The sequence below is a fragment of the Pantoea sp. FN0305 genome (genome assembly GCF_050113845.1).
GTDB classification, from domain to species: Bacteria; Pseudomonadota; Gammaproteobacteria; order Enterobacterales; family Enterobacteriaceae; genus Mixta; species Mixta alhagi.
Map to the genome: position 1 here is coordinate 372,348 of NZ_JBNJSN010000002.1, position 26,726 is coordinate 399,073.

Genomic DNA, 26,726 nt, shown 5'->3' on the forward strand with positions numbered 1-26,726 from the left:
GCTGAGGCTGGCGTCTGCGACGCAGGGAAACGCATGCTGAACTATTTCCTTAAACGCCTGCTGGGATTGATACCTACGCTGCTGATCGTGGCGGTGCTGGTCTTTCTGTTTGTTCATTTACTGCCAGGGGATCCGGCGCGACTGGTGGCCGGGCCTGAAGCAGATGCCAGCGTGGTTGCGCTGGTGCGTCAGGATCTGGGACTGGATAAGCCGCTGCCGCAGCAGTTTTTGCATTTTATGGTCAACGCGCTCCAGGGGGATTTTGGCACGTCGATGGTATCGAAAAGGCCGGTATCGGAGGAGATCGCTTCACGCTTTCTGCCGACGCTGTGGCTGACATTGACCAGTATGATCTGGTCAGTAATTTTTGGCATGGGGATTGGGATTATCTCCGCCGTGTGGCGTAATCGCTGGCCGGATCGTATCGGCATGACGCTGGCGGTATCGGGCATCTCTTTTCCCGCTTTTGCGCTCGGCATGTTGCTGATGCAGGTTTTCTCCGTGGAGCTGGGCTGGCTACCGACCGTCGGCGCGGAGAGCTGGCAGCACTATATTTTGCCCTCTATTACGCTGGGCGCGGCGGTGGCGTCGATTATGGCGCGCTTTACCCGCGCCTCTTTTATTGAGGTGATGCAGGAAGACTATATGCGCACCGCACGTGCCAAAGGAGTGCGCGAGTCGAAGGTGCTGATTAAACATGGCTTGCGCAACGCCATGATTCCGGTAGTCACCATGATGGGCTTGCAGTTTGGCTTTCTGCTGGGCGGCTCGATTGTCGTGGAAGTGGTGTTTAACTGGCCAGGCCTGGGACGCCTGCTGGTGGATTCGGTGGAGATGCGCGACTATCCGGTGATACAGGCGGAGGTACTGCTGTTTTCACTGGAGTTTATCCTGATCAACCTGATCGTGGATATGTTGTATGCCGCCATTAACCCGGCGATACGGTACAAATAAGGAGCTGCGATGAAAAACTGGCGACGAGAGGCAGCTCTGAAGGCGATGCCCCTGCAACAGAACGAGCGGGTACGTACACCGTGGCGCGAATTCTGGCGACGTTTCCGCCGTCAGCCTGTGGCGCTGGCGGCTGGCGTTTTTGTGTTATTGCTGATTGTGCTGGCAATATGCGCGCCGTGGATTGCGCCATTTGATGCTGAAAATTACTTTGATTATGACCGGCTGACAGAAGGCCCTTCCGCGATGCACTGGTTCGGCGTGGATTCCCTTGGCCGCGACATTTTTAGTCGGGTACTGGTGGGCACCCGCATTTCGCTGCTGGCGGGCTTTTTTTCCGTCGCTATCGGCGGAGCGATCGGCACCGCGCTTGGTCTGCTGGCAGGTTACTATGAGGGCTGGTGGGACCGTATTATTATGCGCATCTGCGATGTGCTGTTCGCCTTTCCGGGGATTTTGCTGGCGATTGCGGTCGTGGCGATCATGGGCAGCGGTATGTCCAACGTTATCGTGGCGGTAGCAATTTTCAGCGTGCCCGCCTTTGCCCGTCTGGTGCGCGGCAATACGCTGGTGCTGAAGCATCAAACCTTTATCGAGTCGGCACGTAGTATCGGCGCATCGGACTGGACTCTGATGGTGCGCCATATTCTGCCCGGCACGGTCTCATCGATTGTGGTCTATTTCACCATGCGCATTGGCACCTCGATTATCACCGCTGCCAGCCTGTCGTTTCTGGGGCTGGGCGCGCAGCCGCCTACGCCGGAGTGGGGCGCGATGCTCAACGAGGCGCGAGCAGATATGGTGATGACGCCGCACGTGGCGATTTTCCCCAGCCTGGCGATTTTTCTGACGGTGCTGGCCTTTAACCTGCTGGGCGATGGCCTGCGCGATGCGCTCGATCCGAAACTGAAAAGCTGAAAACTGCCCGCGACGGGCAAATTCACCCGTCGCGCCTTTCGCTGTCTACACTTACCCTTCGGACAGCAAAAAGAGAGGAAAAATGAAGCCGTTAACATGGGCAATTATTGGACCGGGCGCCATTGCGCATCAGTTTGCCGCCGCTCAGGGCGCAATGGACAGGCAAATTTATGCGGTAGGCACCAGAAGCCGCGAGAAAGGTGAAGCGTTTGCGCAACGCTACGGTATTGAGCGGGTATTTGATGATATTCCCCAAATGCTGGCCGATCCGCAAATAGACGCGGTCTATATCTCTACGCCACACGCCAGCCATTTCAGCTGGATGAAGCAGGCGCTGGAGCAGGGCAAGCATCTGCTGGTGGAAAAGGCGATAACCGTCAGCAGCGATGAGCTGAGTGAGATTAACCAGCTGGCGGCAGAGAAGAAGCTGATCGTAGCCGAGGCGATGACGCTGTTTCATATGCCACTGTTTCATCAGCTAAAAACGCTGATTGAAAGCGGAAAACTGGGCAAGCTGAAAATGATTCAGGTCTCTTTTGGCACCGTTAAAGAAGCCGATCCCAATAACCGTTTCTTTAATCCGCAGCTGGCAGGCGGCGCGTTGCTGGATATCGGCACCTATGCGCTCTCGTTTGCCCGCTTTTTCCTGAGCGAGCAGCCGAACCAGCTGTTTACCACAGTGGCTAAATTCAGCACCGGCGTTGACGAACAGTGCGGCATTCTGCTGCAAAACAGCCAAAACGAAATGGCCACCATCTCGCTGGCGTTTCGCGCCAAAATGCCGAAGCGCGGCATTATCGCCTGCGAGCATGGTTTTATTACCGTTGATGATTTTCCGCGCGCGCAGCAGGCGCAGTTAAGCTGGGCGGATGGCACCACGCAAACCCTTGAAGCGGGGCAAAGCGGGCGTGCGCTACAGTATGAAATTCTGGCGCTGGAAAAATATGCCGCCGAAGGCGTAAATCCGCTGCACTATCTCACCAATGATGTGGTGGCCCTGATGACGGAGATTCGTCAGCGCTGGGGGATCCGTTACCCCTTTGAATCCTGAGTACATTGCGGCACCGATTGAGGCAATCAAATGAAGTTAACCGCATTAGTACTGCTGTCGCTGACCTTTCCCGTGGTTGGCCTGGCGGCAGAGCCGGGCGAGGAGATTGATCAGCAGCTGTTGGCGTGTAAGCTGCATGCCAACAGCACGGCCGATAATGCGCAGTGCTACAGCAGTGCCATTCAGCAGTGGGATGGTGAGCTGAATAAGCAGTATCAGCTATTACTTAACGCGCAGCCGCAGAGCGTCAGGCAGAAAATAACCGCAGCGCAGCGTAGCTGGTTACACTATCGCGACAGCTATAACGCGGCGATTTCCGCCTATTATCAGCAGCAGCAGGGAACGGTATGGCCGCTGGTGGCGGCAGAATTAAAACTAAAAGTGATCCGGGATAAAGCGATCGATTTATATAAATTGCGCGTGAGCACCGATTTAGCCGCAGAGCAGGAATAGAGCCGTTGCAGGATAAAAAAAAGCCCGCCAACAGGACGGGCCAAACACCAGGGAAACTAAATATTAACGTTAGTTAAAAGATTAGTTAACTTTGACTTTTTGGCGAATTTTTAGCTTTTTTAAGCGCCAAAGCGTGAAAATAATCACAGTTTACTCTCTGATTCCTGAAGGAGTGCATGATGTCTCGTCCATTAATCTCTCTGGTATTAAGCGGGGCGCTGCTGTTTTCAGCCTCCTCTCTGGCGGCGCAGGTTACGGTGCAGCAGCTGCAGGACAAACTCGATCACCCCTGGTCACTGGCTTTTTTACCCGATAATAAAACCATTCTGTTGACCGAGCGGTCAGGCTCACTACGCCTGTGGCAGCCGGAAAAAGGGCTGTCGCAGCCTGTTGAAGGCGTGCCGGAGGTATGGCATCAGCGTCAGGGCGGCCTGCTGGATGTGGCGCTGGCGCCCGATTTTGCCCAAAGCCGCCGCGTCTGGCTCAGCTATACCGAAGCGGATAAAAGCGGGCGCGCCGGAGCGGTGGTTGGCTACGGCAGGCTGAGCGAAGACGGGCGTCGGCTGGCGGATTTCAGGGTAGTGCTGCGTCAGCAGCCCAGGCTTTCCGGCGGTGCTAACCTTGGCACCCGTCTCGCCTTTGACCGCGAAGGGTATCTGTGGATCGCCTTTGGCGATAATTTCCAGAGCGCAACCGCGCAGGATCTGGATAAGCTCACCGGCAAGCTGGTGCGCCTGAAAGGCGATGGTACGGTACCGCAGGATAACCCTTTTGTTACGCGGCCCAATGCGCGCCCGGAAATCTGGGCCTATGGTCTGCGTAATCCACAGGGGCTGGCGCTTAACCCCTGGACGCAGGAGATGTGGGAAAGCGAGCATGGCCCTCGCGGCGGTGATGAGGTCAATATTCCGCGAAAAGGCAAAAACTATGGCTGGCCGCTGGCTACCTGGGGCGTTGACTATAGCGGCGATAAGGTGCCTGAATCAAAAGGCGGCGAAGCGCCGGGTACAGAACAGCCGGTTTACTGGTGGAAAAATTCACCCGCCATCAGCGGCATGGCCTTTTACAATAGCGCACGTTTTCAGCCCTGGAAAAATTCGCTGTTTATCGGCGCACTGAAAGAGAAAAATTTGATTCGTCTGAGTCTGAATGGCGACAAGGTGATTGAAGAAGAGCGTTTGTTGCAGGATCGCGGCGAGCGGATCCGTGATGTGCGTCAGGGACCGGACGGTTATCTCTATGTGTTGACCGATGAGAGCAATGGCAAGCTGCTGAAGGTGGGTTTGCAGCCCTGAGCCAACAGACGGGATCCAGCCTGACCCTGTGGCATGCGGGTCAGGCTGGCGGGATTATTTTTCCCAGTGTGTGACTTCCCAGCCGCGCTGCCGCGCTTCCTGCAATAGCTGAATATCAGGGTTGATAACGCAGGCGTGATCCGCCTGTTCCAGCAGCGGGAGATCGGTAATCGAATCGCTGTAGGCCCAGGTATGCTGAAAACGTTTCTCATGTTGCAGCGATCGCCAGTCAGCCAAATGAGGCGCTTTGCCTGCTCGCCCGTTTAGGGTGCTGCAAGGCTGGCCGCTGTAGCGATCGTTGATAATCTCCACGCCCACCGCCAGCGCGCCGTGTAGCCCAAGCCGCTGCGCTATGGGCGTTAACAGATGCTCGCCTCCGGCGGAGACCAGCATAATGGTGTCGCCGCGCTGCTGATGCCAGGCAAGCCGTTCACGGGCGGCGGGGTAGACGCGCGGCACAATATCACGCTGTATAAAGCGGCGAACCCAACCGCTGACGGTTAGCGTCGCCATCCCGGTTAACGGTGCCAGCGTCCTGTTCATATAGGTTTCCAGCGGGATCTCTCCCTGACGATACTGCGCCATTAATCTCTGCTCTTCAACAATTAAGCTTTCAGGCGCGTAGCCTTGCGATGCCAGCCAGCGCATCCACAGGCTGTTGCTGTTTGCACAAATCAGCGTTTCATCAAGATCGAAAAGCGCTAAATCCATGGTGATTCTCCTCGGAGCGGGTTTAATCAGATTAGCGGAATTTTGTGATCGTCTTACTTGATTTATGCAAAATCAGAATCAACCCTGGTCTGTGTGATTTGTGTTAAGGCACAGGATAAGGTTTATCTAATAAACTCTAAGAAACTTTACGATGCAGCCGTTTTAATCAGCGCGCCGACAGGTTAGCGTAAGACGCTGCGTTTCATATCCTAATGAAACTTATGATATTTTTTACAGGTTATCTGATTCCATCATGAAAAAATTGCGTCTTCACGCCGGCGTTGGTTCGCTGGCGCTCTGCGGCACGTTGTTGCTGCTTCCCGTTGTTGTTAATGCCGTACAGGCGCCTGCTGCGCCACAGGTTGAGGCTAAAGCCTGGGTACTGATGGATTACGCCAGCGGCCAGGTGCTGGCGGAGGCCAATGCCGATCAGCGTCTCGATCCCGCCAGCCTGACGAAAATTATGTCCAGCTATGTGATTGGTCAGGCGCTTAAAAGCGGCAAGATTACCCGCGACGATATGGTTACCGTAGGGCAGGATGCCTGGGCGACCGGTAATCCGGTTCTTAAGGGATCGTCGCTGATGTTTCTCAAGCCCGGCGACCGGATTCCGGTGTCGGAGCTGAATAAAGGCATAGTGATTCAGTCAGGTAACGATGCCAGTATTGCGCTGGCGGATTACGTGGCGGGCAGTCAGGATGCCTTTGTCGGGCTGATGAATAATTATGCTAACGCGCTGGGGCTGAAAAATACCCATTTCAAAACCGTTCACGGGCTGGATGCGGAAGGTCAGTACAGTACCGCGCGCGATATGGCGTTGCTGGGGCAGGCGCTGATTCGTGATGTGCCGGAAGAGTATGCGTTGAATAAAGAGAAGTCGTTTACGTTCAATAATATTACCCAGCGTAACCGCAATCGTCTGCTGTGGAGCAGCAATTTGCATGTTGATGGGATTAAAACCGGTCATACGTCAGGCGCAGGCCATAATCTGGTGGCCTCGGCTACCGAAGGGGATATGCGTTTGATTTCCGTGGTTATGGGCGCGGAGACCGACAGTATCCGTTTTCGCGAAAGTGAAAAGCTGTTGACCTGGGGCTTCCGTTTTTATGAAACGGTCACGCCGGTTAAGGCCGATGCGCCTTTTACTCAGCAGCGCGTCTGGTTTGGCGATCGCAATGAGGTTGCGCTTGGCGTGGCAAAAGATGCTGCCCTGACTATCCCGAAAGGGCAAATGAAAGATTTGAAAGCCAGTTTTACCCTGAGTTCGCCGCAGCTGGAGGCACCGCTGAAAAAGCATCAGCAGGTGGGAACGATTAATTTCCAGCTGGATGGCAAGACGATTGCGCAACGGCCGCTGGTGGTACTGGAGCCGGTGCAGGAGGGCAGTTTTTTTAGCCGGATGTTTGATTTTGTGATGATGAAGCTGAACGGCTGGTTTGGTCAGTGGTTCTCGTAGGCGCGTTTGCCGCCGGCGAGAGAAGTTCAGGCCGTTCTGTGTCTGTTTGAAGTCTGAGTTTTCGGTGTCAGCACGGAAAGTCCAGATTGATAGACGCCTGCGTGAAAAGTTCAGGTCGATCGTAAAAACGCAAAATATGTCATCCCTGACAGCTCGACCCGCGCCGCCCATGGCGCGGGACGCTTTACTCTTCTGTCTGGACTTTCTGCGCCTTGTGCTCGCGATAGCTGTGGCCTGAACTTTCCACGCTTTGTGTTCCGGAGATAGTTGAGGCCTGGACTGCCGTAGAAAATAAGGAAGGCCAGCAGTGTGCTGGCCTGGCTTGTAGCGAATTAACCCAGAAGGGAAAAGACGATAGCGGAGATGGAGATCAGGCCAATAAGCGTGACAAAGATATTGCTCAGCGCACCGCTGTAGCGACGCATCGCCGGTACTTTATTGATAGCGTACATCGGCATCAGGAACAGCAGGACCGCAATAATCGGACCGCCCAGCGTTTCAATCATGCCAAGAATGCTGGGGTTCCAGGTCGCCACCAGCCAGGTGGTCAGCAGCATAAACAGGGCGGTAAAGCGGTTCAGCTTCTTCTCATCCATGCTTTTGCCGCGACTGCGCAGGCTTTTGATAATTAACCCATTGAAGCCTTCGCGCGCGCCAAGATAGTGGCCCAGAAACGATTTGGTGATCGCCACGATAGCCACAATCGGCGCCATCCACGCCATCATCGGCGTATTAAAGTGGTTAGCCAGATAGGAAAGAATCGAAATATTTTGCGCTTTGGCTTCCGCCAGGTTGGCTGGCGACAGTGACAGCACGCAGCTAAAGACGAAAAACATTACCGTCAGCACCATCATCATATGGCTGAGCGCCAGAATGCGTGAGCATTTTGCTTCAGCCTCTTCGCCATATTCCTGACGTTTAGCTACGGCAAAGGCGGAGATGATCGGCGAATGGTTAAAAGAGAAAACCATTACCGGCAGCGCCAGCCATAAGGTCATTCCCAGGCCGCTACCGCTGCCGCTTAATGAGGCGTGCTGGAAAATCGCTGTGCTCCAGTTAGGGATTAACCACAGCGCCAGCAGCATCAGCACTCCAACAAACGGGAATACCAGCATGCTCATGGTTTTCACAATCGCCTCTTTACCGAAGCGCACAATCATCATCAGGCCGACAATCAGCAGCAGAGCCAGCAGCGCGCGCGGCGGTGCCTGCATGTGCAGCTGGTGGGTCAGAAAGCTTTCTACGGTATTGGTGATCGCCACGCTGTAGACCAGCAGGATAGGGTAAATCGCGAAGAAGTAGAGCAGGGTAATGACTTTACCGGCGCCTACGCCGAAATGTTCTTCCACTACCTCGGTGATATCTTCGCCTGGCTTGCTGCCGGAAAGCACAAAGCGGCACAGGCCACGGTGCGCATAATAGGTCATTGGGAAGGCCAGCAGGGCCATGATGATCAGCGGAATTAGCCCACCAATGCCGGCATTAATCGGTAAAAAGAGGACACCCGCGCCAATGGCGGTGCCGTACAGTCCTAACATCCACATGGTATCGGTTTTACGCCAGCTGCTAACGCGTGCTGCCGTCCGCCCGTTCTGGATTGCGGTTTGCTGTGAAGCCATTACCATCTCCATGAGTAACGTATGAATATAAAACCGCCAGCGCTCAGTTAAATCCTGCGAAATTTCCGCCGTCGGCAAACAGAATGAATATTGGAATTCTCCATTTTCGCGGCACACTCTACCACCATCTAAATAAGTTAAAAGTGCCAGCAGAGCGCTATCAGGTGATAACGATCACAATACAAAGAATAAATTAGGCTTGATAAGCTGGATGTTTAATTATTTTTAATTTAATTGTCTAAGTTTGTTGTGAAACATAGAGGATAAGGCTGAACTCTTATCTTTTTAGCGGTAGCAAATAGCGTCTCCTTTTGTCCGATTTTTAAGCGCTTAAGATTTTATTTCTATTTAAATCAATCAATTAAAATATCATTTGTTTAATATTTATCCCTTTTGCGCAACCTATTTAATTAGAAAAGGCATCTTTTGCGCAATAAGAACGGGCAAAGATACAACTGGCGATAAATAAAAAGAGATAAAAAAAGGCCTGTTAAACAGGCCTGTGAAAGAAGGTAAATTAATTGCGCACCCAGCCTTTTCTGATCGGCAGGGAAAAAAGCAGGCGATAAATCTGATGCAGTAATTTCATTAGCGGCTCGCCGTACCACGGCCAGGCCAGTTGCGAGAACAGGCAGCCCAGCAGGCCTACCAGCAGTCCGCCCAGCATATCCATCGGCCAGTGTACGCCCAGATAAATTCGTGACCAGGCGATAGCTAAGCCGATCGCCATCAGCACCATGCCAGACCAGATGCGATGCCAAAAGATAAAGGCCAGGGCAAAAGTAAAGATGGTGGTGCCGTGGTCGCTGGGGTAAGAGTCATCCGGCGCATGCGACAGAAATTGATGGCCCAGTCCAATGGCGAAAGGACGTGGATGCGGAAACAGCTGTCCCACGCACCAGGAGATCGCCAGCGCATAAAGCAGAGCGATACCGGTTTTCAATACCAATGTCCGAATGCCAAGGTGCGGCCCCCATAGCCACAGCACGGCGATCAGCAGCGGGACGATAGCGATTAAGTCTTTGGCGATAAAGATCGCCAGTTCCAGTAACCAGGCCGCTGACTGCGGCGTGGCGTTGATCCAGAGAAACAGCATCCGGTTCAACTCTTCCATCATTATTTCTTCCTCATCTTATTCATCAGGTACGTTACACACCCGTAAGTCAACAGCTGCGCCAGCCAAACCCACCAGCCTGCCCATAAATTATGAGTAAGGAAGTGCGCGCCGCGCATCATTTGCCCGTAACCCATCACTAAGCCCAGCACTACGGCTCCGCTCCAGCACAGCCAGGCAAGGCGTCGGCGCGTCGGCCAGTAAAGGAAAAACAGCGCCATTAAACTGAAGCCGCTTGAAGCATGACCACCCGGAAAACAGCGGCCAGGCCCGCTATCTGGCGGCACAACGCCAAACAGCGGCCAGGCAACGGCCTTGCCGCCGAACATCACCAGATCCCACGGACACGAATGCGCGCTGGTCGCTTTGAGCACGCCCACCACCAGCGGACCGATACCTGTCAGCAATGCCACCAGAATCCAGCGAGGCTGGCGACGCAGCAACCCGGCGATCAACAGCGTAACGCCGGTCGCGATCACCATATCCTTCAGCAGCCGGTGATTGATAAGATCCAGCCAGCGATTATCTTTCCATGGAAAGCGCTGCGTCAGTGGATCGAACCAGTAACCGGCTAGCGCATTGTCCAGAGTGCCGTCACGAGCGAGCCATAAAAACAGCAGGCCAAAAACTGCCAGTAAAACAGCGTGGATAGCGTAAAAGCGTGCGGATAAAGGGTAAAGCGCGTTAATCCTAATCGGGGGTAATGTTTCGTGTTGGTTTAACTTTGAAGAAAGTTGCATGACAGTGTCCATAGCTCATTACAGACAGGCTATAGTGCGCAGCGGCGCTTAGGAAAACATTAAGAGGCAGGGAAACAGCCATAAAAAAACCCGCTAATCATTGATTAACGGGCTCCACAATTTGGGATTTCAAAGAAAAGCAGTGGCACTTATTCAGACTGTCTCTCGCTAAAGAAGTTCGCAGCCGAATTCAAATATTTTTTAACCACCCAGCGCCGGCCAGATAATCACGATAAGCGTACCCGCCAGCGTCAGCAAAACGTTGGCGATGGCATAGGTGCCGGCATAGCCCAGCGCCGGTATATTACTGCGCGCCGTATCGCTGATGATCTCCATCGCCGGGGCGCAGGTACGCGCGCCCATAATCGCTCCGAACAGCAGCGCGCGGTTCATGCGCAGCACGTAGGCACCAAACAGGTAGCAGAGCACCACCGGCAGCAGGCTGACCAGCAGCCCGCTCAGCAGCATCAGCAGACCGGTTTCGCCCAGCCCGTGGCCGAGACCGCTGCCAGCGCTCAGGCCGACGCCCGCCATAAATACCATCAGGCCAAACTCTTTAACCATGGTTAACGCGCCCTGCGGGATATAGCCGAAAGTAGGGTGGTTGGCGCGTAAAAAACCCAGCATGATGCCCGCAAACAGCAGACCGGCCGCGTTGCCAATGCCAAAGCTAAACGCACTGAATTGAAAGCTCACCATGCCAATCATCAGGCCGATAATAAAAAAGGCGCAGAAGGCCAGCAGATCGGTGACCTGACTGTGAATAGAGATAAAGCCGATGCGATCCGCCAGGCTTTTCACTCGACGGGCTTCGCCGCTTACCTGTAGCACGTCGCCTTTGTTCAGCATAATGCTTTCATCAATCGGCATTTCAATTTGGCTGCGAATAACACGGTTAAGAAAACAGCCGTGATCGGTGAGCTTCAAATGGCTCAGGCGTCGGTTCACCGCATTGTTATTCTTGACCACGATCTCTTCCGTTACGATGCGCATATCCAGCAGGTCACGATCGAAAACCTCTTTACCGTTACGGAAGCTGGGGTCGAGCCGCGCGTGGGCATCGGGATAGCCCACCAGGGAAATTTCGTCGCCCAGCTGCAGCACCGCATCGCCGTCAGGGCTGGCCAGGATACCGTTACGACGAATACGCTCAATATAGCAGCCGGTCTGACGGTAAATGCCCAGCTCACGCAGGTTTTTTCCATCCGCCCAGGCGACCAGCTCCGGACCTACGCGATAGGCGCGGATCACCGGCAGATAAACTTTGCGCTGGCTGTCGGTGTCCAGACCGCGCTCACGCGCGATTTGCTGGGCGCAGGTCGGCAGGTCCTGATGCTGCAGGCGCGGCAGATAGCGCGCGCCAAAAATCAGACTGACCAGGCCAACCAGGTAGGTCAGGGCGTAGCCAAGACTGAGGTGATCCTGCATCTGGTCAAGCAGATGGCTGTCGCTCATTGACTGTCGCAGCGTATCGCCCGCGCCCACCAGCACCGGGGTTGAGGTCATCGCGCCCGCCAGCATGCCCGCCGTCAGGCCAATATCCCAGCCGAAGGCTTTGCCCAGCGCCAGCGCTAACAGCATGGCGCTGGACACCATCACTAATGCCAGCATCAGATAGTTTTTACCGTCGCGGAAAAAAATAGAAAAGAAATTGGGACCGGCTTCCACTCCCACGCAAAAAATAAAAAGCATAAAACCCAGGCTAAGCGCATCGGTATTAATTGAGAAATGCTGCTGGCCCAGTAATAGTGAAACCACTAAAACACCAATGGAATTACCCAGTTGCACTGACCCCAGACGTAATTTGCCCAGGCACAGTCCTAAAGCCAGCACAACGAATAATAACAATATATCATTCCGACTTAACAAATCTGCGACGTTTATATTCACGTATTAACTTCTTGTTTACCAGTAACTTGTTGAAATTCATGGCATTCCAGGCTAACGTTTATTCCTGTGGCCGCTATGGTAAGCCAGACAGGTTAGCGTCTGGAAAGCTGTATTCAGGAGTAAGTATAGAGTGGCATTCATTTTATTCATTTATTCAGCAGACCTCCAGCAGAAAGCCGCAGCAAAACAAAATATTTATTAACTTTTACTCGTTAATTTTTTAACAGCCTTTGGCGTGAATAGTTATTTTGACAATCCTGGTTCGCACAAATAAACGAGGAAAGATTATGCTGTTGTATAGCGTCCGTTGGCCGGGCGTCGTAATTTGTATGACGCTTTACTGCGCAACATTTTTCGTGACTCGTTATGGCGGCGCTGAAGAGACGCCAGGGCAAACCTCTGAGCAAACCGGTCTGCTGCTGTTTATGTTGCCAGGCCTGATTGCCGCGATGATCAATCGTCATACGCCGCTGGCACAGGCTTTAATGGCCGCGGTAGCCGCAACGCCCTTCTGCATGCTGATGGGCATCAGCGGCACCTTTATGCCTTTTCCGCTGCTGCAGGAGCTGGCATGGATGACCAGCGCCATCTTTTGGTGCGGCTTTGGTGCGCTGCTGGTGATGCTGTGGCGTACGCTGGCGGCTTCGCGCATTACACGCTAACCGCCATAAAAAAACCGACGCGCTCTGTAGCGGGCCGGTTTTTTTATGCCTGTAATTTACAGTGCGACGCCCAGGTTCGCTTTGCTCCAGGCGTTGAAGTCAGTGAAACCGCCGAGATGCTGCTGATCAACAAAAATCTGGGGGACGGTTTCTACCGGTTTGCCCACGGTTTTTTCCAGGTCCGCTTTGGTAATGCCTTCGGCCTGAATATCAACGTAGCGGAAATTAAAATCGTCACGCTCTGCGGTCAACTTCTCCGCCAGTTCTTTTGCACGCACACAGTAAGGGCAGCTGGGGCGACCAAAAATGACTGCAAGCATCGTTATCTCCTTTATGTCACATTTTTGTGTGAATTATGTCACACTTTTAAGCTCAGTAAACGCATCATGAACCGCAACCTTCACCATTGTAAAGAAGGCTCTGCCTGTTGGTACAATGTGCAGAGGCTATGCGCCAGAACGGGAATGACGTTTTACTATTAAGCCCCGTGCGCTTATTTTAAGCGTATCGTCCTGATGTGTCCGCCGCCATCGCGCTGATGCGCTGCCCTAAGCAGGCGATGGCGCCTGACGTTTTTGGCTGCAGTGGGGACGATACTTCATCAAAAAATTCCGGAGATTTACATGACGCCGACTATTGAACTGTTACGTACGCATCGTTCGATTCGTGCTTTTACCGATCAACCGATTAGCGATGAACAGCGTGAGGCGATTATCGCCGCTGCGCAGTCGGCTTCTACGTCCAGCTTTTTACAGTGCTCTTCTATTATCCGTATCACCGATAAAGCCTTACGGGAACAGATGGTGACGCTCAGCGGCGGTCAGCAATATGTGGCGCAGGCGGCGGAGTTTTGGGTTTTCTGCGCCGATTTCCAGCGCAATCTGCAAATTTGTCCCGAGGCGCAGCTGGGCCTGGCGGAGCAGCTATTGTTAGGCTGCGTTGATACCGCCATCATGGGCCAGAATGCGATGGTGGCCGCCGAGTCGCTGGGGCTGGGCGGCGTCTATATCGGCGGGATCCGTAATAACATTGAACAGGTCACAGAGTTGTTGGGCTTGCCGCAGCATGTGCTGCCGCTGTTTGGCATGTGTCTGGGTTGGCCGCAGCATGAACCCGATGTGAAACCGCGTATGCCCGCCACGATGCTGGTGCATGAAAACCGCTATCAGCCGCTGGATCGTCACCAGCTTGATGAGTACGATCGTCAGCTGGAGGCTTACTATCAGCAGCGTGACAGCAATCAACGCAGCGATAATTTCAGCAACCATATTCGACGCACTATCGTGCGTGAAAGCCGTCCTTTTATTCTGGATTACCTGCATAAGCAGGGTTGGGCAACGCGATAACTGGATGCGGAGACCGCTGGGTGAAAATTGCCATCCTTTCCCGTGATGCAACGCTTTACTCCTGTAAGCGGCTGCGCGAGGCCGCGCTGGCGCGCGGTCATCAGGTTGATACCATCGACCCGCTTTCCTGTTATATGAATATCAATCCCGCTTCGGCGGCGGTGCACTACCGTGGCGAACTGCTGCCGCATTACGATGCGGTGATCCCCCGTATCGGTCCGGCAACCACCTTTTACGGCACTGCGGTGCTGCGTCAGTTTGAAATGTGCGGCAGCTATCCGCTGAATGAATCGGTGGCGATTACCCGGGCGCGCGACAAGCTGCGTTCGCTGCAGCTGCTGGCGCGCCAGGGCATCGATATGCCGGTTACTGGTTTCGCCCATTCTCCCGACGATACCCACGATCTGATCGAGATGGTGGGCGGCGCGCCGCTGGTGGTAAAGCTGGTAGAGGGGACCCAGGGCATCGGCGTGGTGCTGGCAGAAACGCGTCAGGCGGCGGAAAGCGTGATTGACGCCTTTCGCGGTCTGAACGCGCATATTATGGTGCAGGAGTTTATTAAAGAGGCGCAGGGGCGTGATATTCGCTGCCTGGTGATCGGCGATGAAGTGGTGGCAGCCATTGAGCGCGAAGCGAAAGAGGGCGATTTCCGCTCTAATTTACATCGTGGCGGCCGCGCTCGCTGCGTCGAAATTACGCCGCGTGAACGGGAGATTGCGGTCAGGGCGGCGGCCACGCTTGGGCTGGACGTAGCGGGGGTGGATATTTTGCGCGCCCGGCGCGGCCCGCTGGTAATGGAAGTTAATGCCTCGCCGGGTCTGGAAGGCATTGAAAAAACTACCGGGTTGAATATCGCGGCGATGATGATTGACTGGATAGAGCAACATGCTCGCCCCGGTTTCAGTCTGAAAACCGGCGGGTAACCCGCCTTTTTGACCCTCGGACGTGGTTTTCAGGTTGCTTTTTCCGTAAGCTATTGCGCTTATTTCATCGCGGTATTATAGGGCAGTAGCATATGGATTCACTCGTCGTTCCAGACTTAGACGTATTACGACGTTGGCTGGATCAGCAGAGCATTACCTGGTTTGAATGTGACGCCTGTCAGGCGCTACATTTGCCGCACATGCAGAATTTTGATGGCGTTTTCGATGCCAAGATCGATCTGGTAGATAACGTCATTCTTTTCTCCGCCCTCGCCGAGGTTAAACCAACGGCGCTGATCCCGCTGGTAGGCGATCTTTCACAAATCAATGCCGCCTCGCTAACCGTAAAAGCCTTTCTTGATATTCAGGACGATAATTTACCCAAGCTGATTGTTTGCCAGTCGTTAATGACCAATGCGGGCATTACCTATGGCCAGTTTGTGCATTTCCTGCGCCAGAGCGAAGAGCAGATCTCAATGGTGATTATGGAAGCCTTCGCCAATAATCTGCTGATAAACGGCGAGGCTGAAGAAGACGATCTGGTGGTTCCCGGAAACCGCCTGCCGGTGCTGCACTGAGTTCTGTTCACACCCCACTTTCCCTTTTTGTACCGCTTCCCGATATTCTTACCGGGCAAGCGGCGCAATTCACATTTTTATTCTGCAGTTTGCCCTTTAATGCCAGATATTTATCGCCGTTTATGCCCTGTCTGGCGTATCACATAGATGAAACATGCATAAATAATCGATAAAAGGCGTTTTTTACTCTGAGGTATAGCCTGAAGGGCACGCTGCGGCTATGCTTGCGAGGCTGCATAAGAAGTCTCTTAAACCACACTGAGCAATACGCTTTTCCTGTTATGCCTGTGGTGAATAATGATTCATTCTCTGTTTTACACGCAGGAAGCCATCCGGTTTCTTTTGTTCTGCATCGTTGAGATTGACCCCGTTTCTGGAGGAAGGAAAACATGTTAAACAACCACAGCAAAAAATGGTTGTCTGGTGTGATAGCTGGTGCGCTGATGGCGGTTTCCGCCGGCACGATGGCGGAGCAGAAAACGCTGCATGTCTATAACTGGTCAGATTATATTTCGCCGGATACCGTACCGGGATTTGTAAAGCAGACCGGAATCAAAGTGGTTTACGACGTTTTCGATTCCAACGAAGTGCTGGAAGGCAAACTGATGGCGGGCAGCACCGGCTATGATGTTGTGGTGCCGTCGTCCAGCTTCCTGGCGCGTCAGCTGCAGTCCGGCGTGTTTCAGGAGCTGGATAAAAGCAAACTGCCCAATTATAAAAACCTTGATCCTGAGCTGCTGAAAAAAGTTGAGCAGCACGATCCGGGCAATAAGTATGCGATCCCTTACCTCTGGGCAACCACCGGTATCGGCTACAATGTCGAAAAAGTGAAAGCGGCGCTGGGCAAAGATGCGCCAGTTGACAGCTGGGATCTGGTGCTGAAACCGGAAAATCTTGCGAAGCTGAAAAGCTGCGGCGTTTCTTTCCTGGATGCGCCAGAAGAGATTTTCGCTACCGTGCTGAACTATCTCGGCAAAGATCCCAACAGCAGCGATGCGAAAGATTATTCAGGTGCGGCAACCGATCTGCTGTTAAAGCTGCGACCCAATATCCGTTATTTCCACTCTTCTCAGTACATTAACGATCTGGCCAACGGCAATACCTGCGTGGCGATCGGCTGGGCCGGAGATATTCTGCAGGCGAAAGAGCGTGCGGTGGAAGCGAAGAACGGCGTTGATATCGCCTACAGCATTCCGAAAGAGGGCGCGCTGGCCTTCTTTGATATGATGGCGATTCCAAAAAATGCGAAAAACCTGGATGCCGCCTATCAATGGCTGAACTACATCATGGATCCGAAAGTGATTGCGCATATTTCCGACAAGATGTTCTACGCTAACGGTAACAAGGCCTCGCTGCCGCTGATTAGTGAAGAAATACGCAATAACCCAGGCATCTTCCCTGGACCGGAAACCATGTCCAAACTGTTCGTGCTGAAAGTACAGGAACCTAAACTTGATCGTGTGCGTACCCGTGCATGGACCAAAGTGAAAAGCGGTAAGTAATTCGACTAACAAGAATCATCATCGCAGGTTAACGACAACAGAGGCGCGGTATCGGCCTCTGTTGTCTCATTTGTGCGGCTGCGTGCCGCGAGTTTCCGCTAATTGCCGGAGAGAGATGTTAGTGAACGACGCGATCCCCCGTCATCCCCAAAAAACGGCAAAGGCCCTGACGCCGCTGCTGGAAATCCGTAATCTGACCAAGTCATTTGATGGACAGCACGCCGTAGACGATGTCAGTTTGACCATTTATAAAGGCGAGATTTTTGCGCTGCTTGGCGCATCAGGCTGTGGTAAATCCACCCTGCTGCGTATGCTGGCGGGATTTGAAGCACCGACTCAAGGGCAGATTCTGCTGGACGGTCAGGATCTCTCCCACGTGCCGCCTTATCAGCGCCCCATTAATATGATGTTTCAGTCCTATGCGCTCTTTCCGCATATGACGGTAGAGCAGAACATCGCCTTTGGTTTAAAGCAGGACAAGCTGTCGAAGAGCGATATCGCCGAGCGCGTGGCGGAGATGCTGGCGCTGGTGCATATGCAGGAATTCGCCAAACGCAAACCACACCAGCTTTCCGGCGGCCAGCGTCAGCGCGTGGCGCTGGCACGTAGCCTGGCAAAACGACCGAAGCTGCTGCTGCTGGATGAGCCGATGGGCGCGCTGGATAAAAAGCTGCGCGATCGTATGCAGCTTGAAGTAGTGGATATCCTGGAGCGTGTCGGCGCTACCTGCGTCATGGTAACGCACGACCAGGAAGAAGCGATGACCATGGCTGGCCGTATCGCCATTATGAATCGCGGCAAGTTTGTGCAAATCGGCGAGCCGGAAGAGATCTACGAGCATCCCACCAGTCGCTACAGCGCAGAATTTATTGGCTCCGTGAATGTGTTTGAAGGCCTGCTGCGCGAACGCCGCACGGACGGGCTGGTGATCGACAGTCCCGGACTGGTGCATCCGCTGAAAGTGGCTTCGGACGTCTCTGTGATGGATAACGTCCCGGTTTCCATCGCGCTGCGTCCGGAAAAGGTCATGCTGTGCGATCAGGTACCGGCGGACGGTTGCAACTTTGCCGTGGGTGAAGTGGTGCATATCGCCTATCTGGGCGATCTGTCGATTTATCATGTGCGGTTGCATAGCGGACAGATGATCAGCGCGCAGCTGCAAAACGCGCATCGTTTCCGCGAAGGCGCGCCGACCTGGGGCGATGAAGTGCGCCTTAGCTGGGACGCCAACAGCTGCGTCGTGCTGACAGTATAAGAGAGCCGATATGAAACAACCTGCTGCCGCTGCGCATTCCGGCAACCTGCGTCGTACGCTGACCCGGCTAAAAACCGCTCACGGGCGCAAACTGGCGATCGCGCTGCCTTATCTTTGGCTGACGCTGTTTTTCCTGCTGCCGTTTCTGATCGTATTGAAAATCAGCTTCGCTGAGATCGCGCGCGCGATCCCGCCCTACACCGAGCTGCTCTCCTGGGCGGACGATCAGCTGACGCTGGTGTTTAATCTGGCGAACTATCTGCAGCTGACGGACGATCCGCTCTATATCGAAGCCTATTTGCAGTCGCTGAAGGTGGCGGCGATCTCCACGCTAATCTGCCTGCTGGTGGGCTATCCGCTGGCCTGGGCGGTGGCGCACAGTAAACCTTCGGTGCGCAATATTTTGCTGCTGCTGGTGCTGCTGCCCTCCTGGACCTCCTTCCTGGTGCGCGTTTATGCCTGGATGGGGTTACTGAACAGCAACGGTATCCTTAACCGCTTTTTGCTGTGGCTGGGCGTGATCGATCATCCGCTGGCGATCCTCTATACCAATACCGCAGTCTATATCGGTATCGTTTACTGCTATCTGCCATTTATGGTGCTGCCGATCTACACCGCTTTGACGCGCATCGACTATTCGCTGGTTGAGGCGTCGCTCGATCTGGGCGCGCGCCCGTTAAAAACCTTTTTTAGCGTGATTGTGCCGCTGACCAAAAACGGCATCATTGCCGGTTCGATGCTGGTGTTTATTCCGGCGGTGGGGGAGTACGTGATCCCCGAACTGCTGGGCGGACCGGATAGCATCATGATTGGCCGGATCCTGTGGCAGGAGTTTTTCAATAACCGTGACTGGCCGGTCGCGTCGGCATTGGCGGTCATTATTTTGTTGATCCTGATCCTGCCGATTATCTGGTTCCATAAGCATCAAAATAAGACTCTGGGAGAAAAAGCATGAGTAATCTGCCCGCGGTTCGCTCTCCGTGGCGGCTGGTGATCCTGCTGCTCTGCTTCAGCTTCCTCTATGCGCCGATGCTGCTGCTGGTGATCTATTCCTTTAACAGTTCGCAGCTGGTTACCGTCTGGGAAAGCTTTTCGCTGCACTGGTATCAGGTGCTGTTTCAGGATAGCGCGATGATTAGCGCGGTCACGCTCAGCCTGACTATTGCTGCGCTCAGCGCCACCATGGCCGTGGTGCTGGGCACTATCGCGGCGGTGGTGATCGTGCGTTTTGGTCGTTTCAAAGGCTCAACCGGCTTCGCTTTTATGCTGACCGCGCCGCTGGTAATGCCGGATGTGATCACCGGCCTGTCTTTGCTGCTGCTGTTTGTGGCGATGGGGCATGCAATCGGCTGGCCCAGCGATCGCGGCATGCTTACCATCTGGCTGGCGCACGTCACTTTCTGTACCGCTTACGTTGCGGTGGTGATTAATTCGCGTCTGCGCGAGCTGGATCGCTCTATTGAGGAAGCGGCGATGGATCTTGGCGCAACGCCGCTGAAGGTATTTTTCGTGATCACCGTACCGATGATCGCGCCAGCGCTGGTGACCGGCTGGCTGCTGGCCTTTACGCTATCGCTGGATGACCTGGTGATTGCCAGCTTCGTTACCGGACCTGGCGCTACAACGTTGCCGATGGCGATTTTCGCTACCGTGCGGCGCGGGGTGAACCCGGAAATTAACGCGCTGGCGTCGCTGATTTTGTTTGTGGTCGGGCTGGTGGGCTTTATCGCCTGGCGCTTTATGGCCCATGAAGAAAAACAGCGGGTGCGGGATATTCAGAAAGCGAAACGTAGCTAAAATCCGAAACCTTTGCCACTATAACAACAGGCTGTACAGGCGGTTAGTCCGGTCCGGTTTTCTTTATGGAGCGGATTTCCGCCGTTTTAGTCGCCTTGTCGCAATGGGAGGAGTTCGGTGAATGTCGGAAGTGTTCAGATTCGGTAAGGCGGCAGTTCGCCCGCAGCAGGCACCGGTGCCGGTCATGATTGCCGGTCAGGCGATTATCGCCACTCGCTGTATTAGCGTGCTGTTGCTGGTTAATGAACTGGGGTATGACGGCATAGCCGATTTTATTCATCGTAGTGCCCAGGCCTGGGACTCCACGCTGATTTTTGTCGCCAGCCAGATGCTGTTTTTTATCGAACTGCGCTGCGCGCTGACGCTGATGCGTGGCTCGCGCCGTGGTCGCCTGCTCTATGCGCTCAGCCAGGCAGTTGTGCTGCTCTATTTGTGGGCCGCTTCTATAGGCTGGATCTACCCAGAGATTTTCAGTATTAGCGGCGCCAGTAATGGAGAGATCTTTCATCGCCTGATTCTGCATAAGTCGCCCGATCTGCTGGTGCTGCTGCTGCTGTTTCTTCCCGCCAGCAGTCGGCAATTTTTCCAGCGCCGCTGAGCGCTGGGTGCTACAATCCAGCCCCGCAACTGGCACCACCATACATTACAGGCTAAATCATGCATTGCGCACTTTACGATGCAGACCGCTGTCGTTCCTGTCAGTGGCTGACAACACCTTATTCTCAGCAGCTGCAGATGAAACAGACGCATTTGCAGGCGCTGCTGCAGGCATTTTCCGTTGACGACTGGCGGCCGCCGGTCGATTCCGCACAGCAGGCCTTTCGCAATAAAGCCAAAATGGTCGTGAGCGGCAGTGTGGAGCGTCCGGTGCTGGGCATTATGCAACCTGACGGGCCGGTGGATTTAACCGCCTGTCCGCTTTATCCCGCCAGCTTTGCTCCGGTTTTTGCGCTGTTGAAGCCGTTTATTGCGCGTGCTGGCCTGACGCCCTATAACGTGGCGCGCCGCCGTGGCGAGTTGAAATTTCTGTTGCTCAGCGAGAGTTCACTGGATGGCAAGCTGATGCTGCGCTTTGTGCTGCGTTCGACCGCCAAGCTGGAACAGCTGCGCGCGGCGCTGCCGTGGTTACAGCAACAGCTGCCGCAGCTGTCGGTGATTTCTGCTAATATCCAGCCGGTGCCAATGGCGATCCTCGAAGGAGAAGAGGAGATTGCGCTAACGGAAAATCAGCTATTGGCAGAACAGCTTAATCATGTTCCGCTCTATATTCGACCACGCAGCTTCTTTCAGACCAACCCCGGCGTAGCGGCGCGGCTGTATGATACCGCACGTCAGTGGGTCTGCGAGTTACAGGTCGCGTCGATGTGGGATCTCTTTTGCGGTGTGGGTGGCTTTGGCCTGCACTGCGCCACGCCAGAGATGCAGCTGACCGGCATTGAGATCAGCGCTGAGGCGATTGCCTGCGCACAGCGTTCAGCGCAGCAGATTGGGCTGGAAAAGGTACAGTTCGCGGCGCTGGATTCGACGCGCTTTGCCACAGGAGAAGGAGATGTGCCGGAGCTGGTGCTGGTGAATCCGCCGCGTCGTGGCATTGGCGCTGAGCTGTGTCTCTATCTGAACCGCATGGCGCCTTCATGGCTGCTCTATTCCAGCTGTAATGCCGAAAGCATGGCACAGGATATTGCGCGTCTTGAACATTACCAGATTCGGCGGATACAGCTGTTTGATATGTTTCCCCATACCGCGCATTACGAAGTGCTGACGCTGTTACAGCGGCGTCAGTAGCAGATCGGAGACGCTTTCCCGACTCCCGGGAGCGTGCAGAACCCACGGGAAAGAGCTCTCCGATCCGCATATTTTATGCTTACCGGGCAAACCACTTATCGTTAATTTTTTGCAGCGTGCCGTCTGCTTTCGCCTCTGACAGCGCGGCGTTCAGTTTGGACAGCAGCGCCTGGTTGTCCGGGCGCACCGCGATACCCAGGCCGGTACCGAAATAGTCCGGATCGGTGATGGCCTGGCCAACGGTACCCAGCTGTGGATTCGCTTTCAGCCACTCATTGACCACTGCCGTATCACCAAATACGCCGTCGAGACGGCCATTCTTCAAATCGAGAATGGCATTCTGATAGCTGTCGTAGGACACGGTTTTTACCTCCGGGTGCTTATCCTGAAGATAACGCTGATGCGTGGTACCGTTTTCCATACCGATGCGTTTCCCTTTCAGCGCCGTGATATCGGCATATTTTCCTTTCTCTGCGATCACTACCGCCGAGTTGGCATAGTAGGGCTGGGTAAAGGCGACCTGCTTGCTGCGCTCTGGCGTAATATCCATGCCGGAAATTACTGCATCATAGCGACGAAATTTCAACGCCGGGATCAGGCTATCGAAAGGGTTGTTGGTAAAAGTACACTCCGCTTTCATTTTTTCGCAGAGCGCCTGCGCCAAATCGATATCGAAGCCGACGATTTTGTTTTCGCTATTCAGGGACTCAAACGGCGGATAGGTGGCCGAAGAGGCGAAACGGATTTTTTCCGCTGCGCTTGCGTTAAGCGCTATGCCTGCCAGCGCGGCGGCCAGTAACCATTTTTTCATCGCAAATGCTCCTGTCTCTCATTATGATTTTGTGCCCAGCGGCGAGGAACAAGATGCCATTTAATGCATTGTTATGCAACATAAGTGGATAAATAATTAAAAGGTGGGTTTCCCCACCTTTTTTTATCCAGCATCGCGATGATCGGCTGTTAGTTTCGCCGCTCAAAGGCCAGCGCACGATGTTCAATCACACGCATCAGCAACGTGAGCAAACCGTTAACGCAGAGGTAAATCAGACCGGCGGCGGCAAAGACCATCACATCATAGGTGCGGCCATACAGCAGCTGCCCGTGGCCCATCACTTCCATTAGCGTAATGGTGTAAGCCAGTGAGGTGCTCTTAAATACCAACACGACCTCGTTGGAATAGGAGGAAAGGGCGCGCTTAAAGGCGTAGGGCAGCAGAATACGCAGGGTATCGCGTCGCGTCATGCCGAGCGCAGCACAGGATTGCCACTGACCAGCAGGAATAGCGCGTACCGCACCGTAAAACAGCTGGGTGGTATAGGCTGCGCTGTTTAACGACAGAGCCAGCAGGGCACAGAGCCAGGGCTCAGAAAGCAGCTGCCACAGCCAGTCAATTTTCTGCAATGCAGGAAATTGGCCTGGGCCGTAATAAATCAAAAAGATCTGCACCAGCAGCGGCGTACCGGTAAACAGCGTGATATACCCCTTCACCAGCAGGCTTACCACCGGCGTTTTCAGCGCCAGCACCATGGTAAACAACAGAGAAAGGAACAGCGCCGCCAACAGCGAAGCGATGGTCAGCGTCAGGCTGGTCTGTAGCCCTTTCAGCAGTTCTGGAAGATAGGCCAGCATCAGCTGTTCCCCCGTTCAAAACGTGTGGTGCGTAATTCGATACGCTTCAGCACCGCCTGGCTCAGCAGGGTAATAATCAGATAAATAGCCGCCGCCACCAGATACCAGGTGAATGGCTCCTGCGTGCGGGTCGCGATGCTGCGGGTTTGCAGCATCAGATCGTTGACGCTAATCAGCGAAACCAGCGCAGTATCTTTAAGCAGCACCAGCCACTGATTACCCAGCCCAGGCAGGGCGTGACGCCACATCTGCGGCATAATCAGGCGGAAGAAGATCGCTGATTTTTTCATCCCCAGCGCCTGACCCGATTCCCACTGGCCGACCGGCACCGCCTTAAGCGCGCCGCGCAGCGTTTGCGAAGCGTAGGCGGAGTAGAGGAACGACAGCGCAATCACGCCGCACAGGAAAGGGCTAACGTCAAAGTTATCGATCTGCATCTGTACCGGCAGTGATACCAGGCCCAGATTAATCACAAAGCCGTCGGAGAGCGTCAGCAGCAGTTGAGAGGCGCCGAAATAGATAAACAGCACCACCAGAATTTCCGGCAGACCACGGATCAGCGTCACCAGCGCCGTGCCAGCCCAGGCCAGCGGACGCCAGCGCACCGATTCCCAACCGGCAAACAGCATCGCCAGCACCAGGCCCACCAGTAACGCACAGACGGCAAGGCCGACGGTCATCCCGGCGGCGCTTGCAAGAGGAAAGAATTCGTTCATTTAATTACTGCTGGAACCATTTGCTGTAGATGGTTTGGTAGGTGCCGTCAGCTTTGACTTTATCCAGTGCGGCATTGAATTTTTGCTGCAGCGCGCTGTTGCCCTGACGCACTGCAATGCCCAGACCGGTGCCGAAATAGGCTTTATCTGTGACTTTCTCACCGACCGCCGTCAGGTTCTGGTTTTGTTTCAGCCACTCGTTCACCACGGCCGTGTCGCCAAATACCGCATCGATACGACCATTCTTCAGGTCGAGAATCGCGTTTTGATAGCTGTCATAGGGCACAGTGGTAATTTCGCTGTGCTTGTCCATCAGGTATTTCTGGTGCGTGGTGCCATTCTGAACGCCAACGCGCTTGCCTTTCAGCGCCGCGACATTGGTAACCTTATCTTTTTGCGCAATAAACAGCGCCGAGTTATCATAGTAAGGCTTGCTGAACAGCACCTGTTTTTCACGTTCAGGGGTAATATCCATTCCGGCCATTACCGCATCAAAACGGCGGAATTTCAGGCTGGGGATCAGGCTATCAAACGCCTGATTGGTGAAGGTACAGGTGGCATTCATCTCTTTGCACAGCGCGTTAGCCAGATCGACATCAAAGCCCATAATTTTGTTGTTGCTATCGACAAACTCAAACGGAGGGTAAGAGGCTTCAGTAGCAAAGCGAATGGTTTCGGCGGCAGAGGCACTCAGGCTGATACCGGCTAACAGAGCAGCAAGAACGATTTTTTTCATCTTTATGGCCTTACTCAGTGCGAGAGATAATTTGCAAACGCCTCGGTTTGCGGCTGTGTAAATCGGCTGGCATCGCCCTGTTCAACAATATAGCCATTTTCCATATACACCACGCGGCTGGCGGTTTTACGCGCAACTTCAACCTCATGGGTAACAATGACCTGAGTGATTTTGGTTTGTGCCAGTTCACGAATAATGCTGACGATCTGTGCGGTGATTTCCGGGTCGAGCGCGGCGGTAGGTTCATCAAACAGCAGCACCGCCGGCTCCATCATCAGCGCGCGGGCAATGGCTACGCGCTGTTGCTGACCACCGGAAAGCTGCAGCGGAAAACGATCGGCGTGCGGCGTCAGGCGCAAACGCTCCAGCAGCTTATCGGCACGCTGGTGAGCCTGCTCTTTCGACAGCCCCAGCACGCGGCAGGGCGCTTCGATCAGGTTCTGTTTAACCGTCAGGTGCGGCCAGAGATTATATTGCTGAAACACCATGCCCACGTTCTGTCGCAGCTCGCGGATTGCGTCATCGCCAGGCTTTTTGCTGAAATCAAAATCATGACCAGCGATGCTGAGCTTACCGGAACGCGGCATTTCAAGCAGATTAAGTACGCGCAGGAGCGAGCTTTTACCGGCGCCGCTGGGACCCAACAGCACCAGCGTTTCGCCTTCCGGACACGTTAGCTGGATATCGAACAGCGCCTGCTGGGCGCCATAAAAGCAATTTATACCGTTAAGTTGAATACTCATGCGCCAAAAATGAATAGCAATTGATGCGGCAAATATTAACGCTCACAGCATAGTTATGCAATCATTGTGCGTTAAAATTTATTAATGAATAGCGGAATGCCTAAAGCGTAGCACATGATCCTGGCATGTCGCGCAGAAGGGGTGAATAAGCAGGAAGTTTCTAACCTGGTCGGATAACCATAGCACCGCATGCCTGCGGCGCTATGCATAAAGATTAATGATGATCGCCTGACGAGGCAGCTTTATTGTTCCAGTACCTGGCTTAAAGCACCACCGCCAGGACGCTGCCAGTTAGCCATGTAACGCACATCATCCACCGTCCAGCAGGTGCCTTCGCGTACCATCAAGATCTCATCCTGCCAGCTTACGCTTTTATCGCCTTCGCGCGTCAGTTCAACGCGTAGCGGAATATTGCGCGCATCGGTATTAGGGATGCGCGACGCGTCGGCCACTTCGGCGTGGTCAGGACCCTGTGCCAGGCTGGAAAAAAGATCGCCCTGACGCCATTCGGCTGGCTTATCGCTTTGCGCATTGGCTTTCAACAGGCTTTGATAAAGTTTTTCACTCAGGTAGGGGCGGTAGCGCGCCAGCAATTGCGTGTCCGGCAGACCCTGAGTGGGCTGAGCGGTACGGAGATCATAGAATTTTTGCGCTACCGTATCCGGTCCGCCATCCACACAAGCGGCTACGCGCGTACCGATATCTTTATAGGCAGGCTCTACGGTAGTACAGGCGCTCAGCAGCAGAACAGCCGGCAGCAGGGCGGCAAACGCTTTGTTTTTCATCTCATTTTCCTTATGGTCAACGGGTAACGCTTTGTTTTAGCATAAAGTATAGCCGTGCTTTTTAGCTGCAC

At 54.0% G+C, this 26,726-nt stretch carries 28 protein-coding genes; 16 read left to right on the forward strand and 12 right to left on the reverse strand.

From position 1 onward, the window contains the following. Nucleotides 1-33 precede the first annotated feature (33 nt). The 5 genes from gsiC to ACQE3Y_RS05870 all read left to right on the forward strand — a co-directional run bounded on the left by gsiC (nucleotide 34) and on the right by ACQE3Y_RS05870 (nucleotide 4,668). A complete protein-coding gene (gene gsiC, locus ACQE3Y_RS05850; RefSeq protein WP_085067474.1) occupies nucleotides 34-954 on the forward strand; it encodes a glutathione ABC transporter permease GsiC in 921 nt (306 codons plus the stop codon). Nucleotides 955-963: 9 nt separating this feature from the next. Further along, nucleotides 964-1,869 (forward strand): glutathione ABC transporter permease GsiD, encoded by a 906-nt coding sequence (gsiD, locus tag ACQE3Y_RS05855; RefSeq protein WP_426981064.1) that lies wholly within the window; start codon nucleotides 964-966, stop codon nucleotides 1,867-1,869. 82 nt (nucleotides 1,870-1,951) lie between these two features. Continuing rightward, the gene (locus ACQE3Y_RS05860; RefSeq protein ID WP_426981065.1) at nucleotides 1,952-2,920 is read left to right on the forward strand and encodes a Gfo/Idh/MocA family protein; all 969 of its coding nucleotides are present in this window, start codon (nucleotides 1,952-1,954) and stop codon (nucleotides 2,918-2,920) included. Between the two features lie 30 nt (nucleotides 2,921-2,950). Next, a complete protein-coding gene (locus ACQE3Y_RS05865) occupies nucleotides 2,951-3,373 on the forward strand; it encodes a lysozyme inhibitor LprI family protein (protein WP_426981066.1) in 423 nt (140 codons plus the stop codon). A 179-nt stretch (nucleotides 3,374-3,552) separates the two neighbouring features. Next, the gene (locus tag ACQE3Y_RS05870) at nucleotides 3,553-4,668 is read left to right on the forward strand and encodes a PQQ-dependent sugar dehydrogenase (protein WP_426974207.1); all 1,116 of its coding nucleotides are present in this window, start codon (nucleotides 3,553-3,555) and stop codon (nucleotides 4,666-4,668) included. Between the two features lie 54 nt (nucleotides 4,669-4,722). On the opposite strand, the gene ACQE3Y_RS05875 is transcribed toward ACQE3Y_RS05870, so the two are convergent. Continuing rightward, nucleotides 4,723-5,379, reverse strand: a complete 657-nt coding sequence (locus tag ACQE3Y_RS05875; RefSeq protein WP_426981067.1) for an HAD family hydrolase — start codon at nucleotides 5,377-5,379, stop codon at nucleotides 4,723-4,725. A 253-nt stretch (nucleotides 5,380-5,632) separates the two neighbouring features. On the opposite strand from ACQE3Y_RS05875, the gene ACQE3Y_RS05880 reads away from it, so the two are divergent. Then, a complete protein-coding gene (locus tag ACQE3Y_RS05880; RefSeq protein WP_085067468.1) occupies nucleotides 5,633-6,835 on the forward strand; it encodes a serine hydrolase in 1,203 nt (400 codons plus the stop codon). A gap of 332 nt (nucleotides 6,836-7,167) precedes the next feature. On the opposite strand, the gene ACQE3Y_RS05885 is transcribed toward ACQE3Y_RS05880, so the two are convergent. From ACQE3Y_RS05885 to ACQE3Y_RS05900, 4 genes are all read right to left on the reverse strand, one after another. Then, nucleotides 7,168-8,454 carry an HAAAP family serine/threonine permease gene (locus ACQE3Y_RS05885; protein WP_426974209.1) on the reverse strand — a complete coding sequence of 429 codons (1,287 nt, stop codon included), beginning with the start codon at nucleotides 8,452-8,454 and terminating at the stop codon, nucleotides 7,168-7,170. A gap of 517 nt (nucleotides 8,455-8,971) precedes the next feature. Next, a complete protein-coding gene (gene ybjG / locus ACQE3Y_RS05890; protein WP_426974373.1) occupies nucleotides 8,972-9,568 on the reverse strand; it encodes an undecaprenyl-diphosphate phosphatase in 597 nt (198 codons plus the stop codon). A 2-nt stretch (nucleotides 9,569-9,570) separates the two neighbouring features. Then, nucleotides 9,571-10,308, reverse strand: coding sequence for a phosphatase PAP2 family protein (locus tag ACQE3Y_RS05895; protein ID WP_426981068.1), 738 nt, complete (start codon nucleotides 10,306-10,308; stop codon nucleotides 9,571-9,573). 201 nt (nucleotides 10,309-10,509) lie between these two features. Continuing rightward, complete coding sequence (locus tag ACQE3Y_RS05900; RefSeq protein ID WP_250652232.1) at nucleotides 10,510-12,198, reverse strand: aspartate:alanine antiporter; 1,689 nt, start codon at nucleotides 12,196-12,198, stop codon at nucleotides 10,510-10,512. A 287-nt stretch (nucleotides 12,199-12,485) separates the two neighbouring features. Here ACQE3Y_RS05900 and ybjM point away from each other — a divergent pair, with 287 nt between their 5' ends. Further along, complete coding sequence (gene ybjM / locus ACQE3Y_RS05905; protein ID WP_426974211.1) at nucleotides 12,486-12,860, forward strand: inner membrane protein YbjM; 375 nt, start codon at nucleotides 12,486-12,488, stop codon at nucleotides 12,858-12,860. A 56-nt stretch (nucleotides 12,861-12,916) separates the two neighbouring features. Here ybjM and ACQE3Y_RS05910 read toward each other — a convergent pair whose 3' ends face one another. Then, nucleotides 12,917-13,180: a GrxA family glutaredoxin gene (locus ACQE3Y_RS05910; protein ID WP_085067463.1), complete on the reverse strand. Its 264-nt coding sequence runs from the start codon at nucleotides 13,178-13,180 to the stop codon at nucleotides 12,917-12,919. 303 nt (nucleotides 13,181-13,483) lie between these two features. On the opposite strand from ACQE3Y_RS05910, the gene nfsA reads away from it, so the two are divergent. The 9 genes from nfsA to rlmC all read left to right on the forward strand — a co-directional run bounded on the left by nfsA (nucleotide 13,484) and on the right by rlmC (nucleotide 22,046). Then, nucleotides 13,484-14,206 carry an oxygen-insensitive NADPH nitroreductase gene (gene nfsA / locus ACQE3Y_RS05915; RefSeq protein ID WP_250652234.1) on the forward strand — a complete coding sequence of 241 codons (723 nt, stop codon included), beginning with the start codon at nucleotides 13,484-13,486 and terminating at the stop codon, nucleotides 14,204-14,206. 20 nt (nucleotides 14,207-14,226) lie between these two features. Further along, nucleotides 14,227-15,129 carry a 30S ribosomal protein S6--L-glutamate ligase gene (gene rimK / locus ACQE3Y_RS05920; protein ID WP_426981070.1) on the forward strand — a complete coding sequence of 301 codons (903 nt, stop codon included), beginning with the start codon at nucleotides 14,227-14,229 and terminating at the stop codon, nucleotides 15,127-15,129. A gap of 92 nt (nucleotides 15,130-15,221) precedes the next feature. Beyond that, the gene (locus ACQE3Y_RS05925) at nucleotides 15,222-15,707 is read left to right on the forward strand and encodes a YbjN domain-containing protein (protein WP_426974213.1); all 486 of its coding nucleotides are present in this window, start codon (nucleotides 15,222-15,224) and stop codon (nucleotides 15,705-15,707) included. A gap of 389 nt (nucleotides 15,708-16,096) precedes the next feature. Further along, nucleotides 16,097-17,209, forward strand: coding sequence for a spermidine/putrescine ABC transporter substrate-binding protein PotF (gene potF, locus ACQE3Y_RS05930; protein WP_426981071.1), 1,113 nt, complete (start codon nucleotides 16,097-16,099; stop codon nucleotides 17,207-17,209). 121 nt (nucleotides 17,210-17,330) lie between these two features. After that, complete coding sequence (potG, locus tag ACQE3Y_RS05935; protein ID WP_250652693.1) at nucleotides 17,331-18,464, forward strand: putrescine ABC transporter ATP-binding subunit PotG; 1,134 nt, start codon at nucleotides 17,331-17,333, stop codon at nucleotides 18,462-18,464. Nucleotides 18,465-18,474: 10 nt separating this feature from the next. After that, nucleotides 18,475-19,419, forward strand: a complete 945-nt coding sequence (potH, locus tag ACQE3Y_RS05940; protein WP_426974215.1) for a putrescine ABC transporter permease PotH — start codon at nucleotides 18,475-18,477, stop codon at nucleotides 19,417-19,419. Next, complete coding sequence (gene potI, locus ACQE3Y_RS05945) at nucleotides 19,416-20,261, forward strand: putrescine ABC transporter permease PotI (protein WP_085067456.1); 846 nt, start codon at nucleotides 19,416-19,418, stop codon at nucleotides 20,259-20,261. Before potH ends, potI begins: the two co-directional genes overlap by 4 nt. 121 nt (nucleotides 20,262-20,382) lie before the next feature. Further along, a complete protein-coding gene (locus tag ACQE3Y_RS05950) occupies nucleotides 20,383-20,859 on the forward strand; it encodes a YbjO family protein (protein WP_085067455.1) in 477 nt (158 codons plus the stop codon). Nucleotides 20,860-20,918: 59 nt separating this feature from the next. Next, on the forward strand, nucleotides 20,919-22,046 hold the full coding sequence (gene rlmC / locus ACQE3Y_RS05955; RefSeq protein ID WP_426974216.1) for a 23S rRNA (uracil(747)-C(5))-methyltransferase RlmC: 1,128 nt from the start codon (nucleotides 20,919-20,921) through the stop codon (nucleotides 22,044-22,046). A gap of 79 nt (nucleotides 22,047-22,125) precedes the next feature. Here the strand turns inward: rlmC and ACQE3Y_RS05960 are convergent, their stop codons facing one another. From ACQE3Y_RS05960 to ACQE3Y_RS05985, 6 genes are all read right to left on the reverse strand, one after another. Beyond that, nucleotides 22,126-22,857, reverse strand: a complete 732-nt coding sequence (locus tag ACQE3Y_RS05960; RefSeq protein ID WP_426981072.1) for an arginine ABC transporter substrate-binding protein — start codon at nucleotides 22,855-22,857, stop codon at nucleotides 22,126-22,128. Between the two features lie 149 nt (nucleotides 22,858-23,006). After that, the gene (gene artM, locus ACQE3Y_RS05965) at nucleotides 23,007-23,675 is read right to left on the reverse strand and encodes an arginine ABC transporter permease ArtM (protein ID WP_426981073.1); all 669 of its coding nucleotides are present in this window, start codon (nucleotides 23,673-23,675) and stop codon (nucleotides 23,007-23,009) included. Beyond that, the gene (gene artQ / locus ACQE3Y_RS05970) at nucleotides 23,675-24,391 is read right to left on the reverse strand and encodes an arginine ABC transporter permease ArtQ (RefSeq protein ID WP_085067451.1); all 717 of its coding nucleotides are present in this window, start codon (nucleotides 24,389-24,391) and stop codon (nucleotides 23,675-23,677) included. The genes artM and artQ overlap by 1 nt, the downstream gene beginning before the upstream one ends. A 4-nt stretch (nucleotides 24,392-24,395) precedes the next feature. After that, the gene (artJ, locus tag ACQE3Y_RS05975) at nucleotides 24,396-25,127 is read right to left on the reverse strand and encodes an arginine ABC transporter substrate-binding protein (RefSeq protein ID WP_426981074.1); all 732 of its coding nucleotides are present in this window, start codon (nucleotides 25,125-25,127) and stop codon (nucleotides 24,396-24,398) included. A gap of 14 nt (nucleotides 25,128-25,141) precedes the next feature. Beyond that, on the reverse strand, nucleotides 25,142-25,870 hold the full coding sequence (gene artP / locus ACQE3Y_RS05980) for an arginine ABC transporter ATP-binding protein ArtP (protein WP_426981075.1): 729 nt from the start codon (nucleotides 25,868-25,870) through the stop codon (nucleotides 25,142-25,144). A 242-nt stretch (nucleotides 25,871-26,112) separates the two neighbouring features. After that, nucleotides 26,113-26,655 (reverse strand): lipoprotein, encoded by a 543-nt coding sequence (locus ACQE3Y_RS05985; protein ID WP_426974219.1) that lies wholly within the window; start codon nucleotides 26,653-26,655, stop codon nucleotides 26,113-26,115. Between the last annotated feature and the right edge of the window lie 71 nt (nucleotides 26,656-26,726).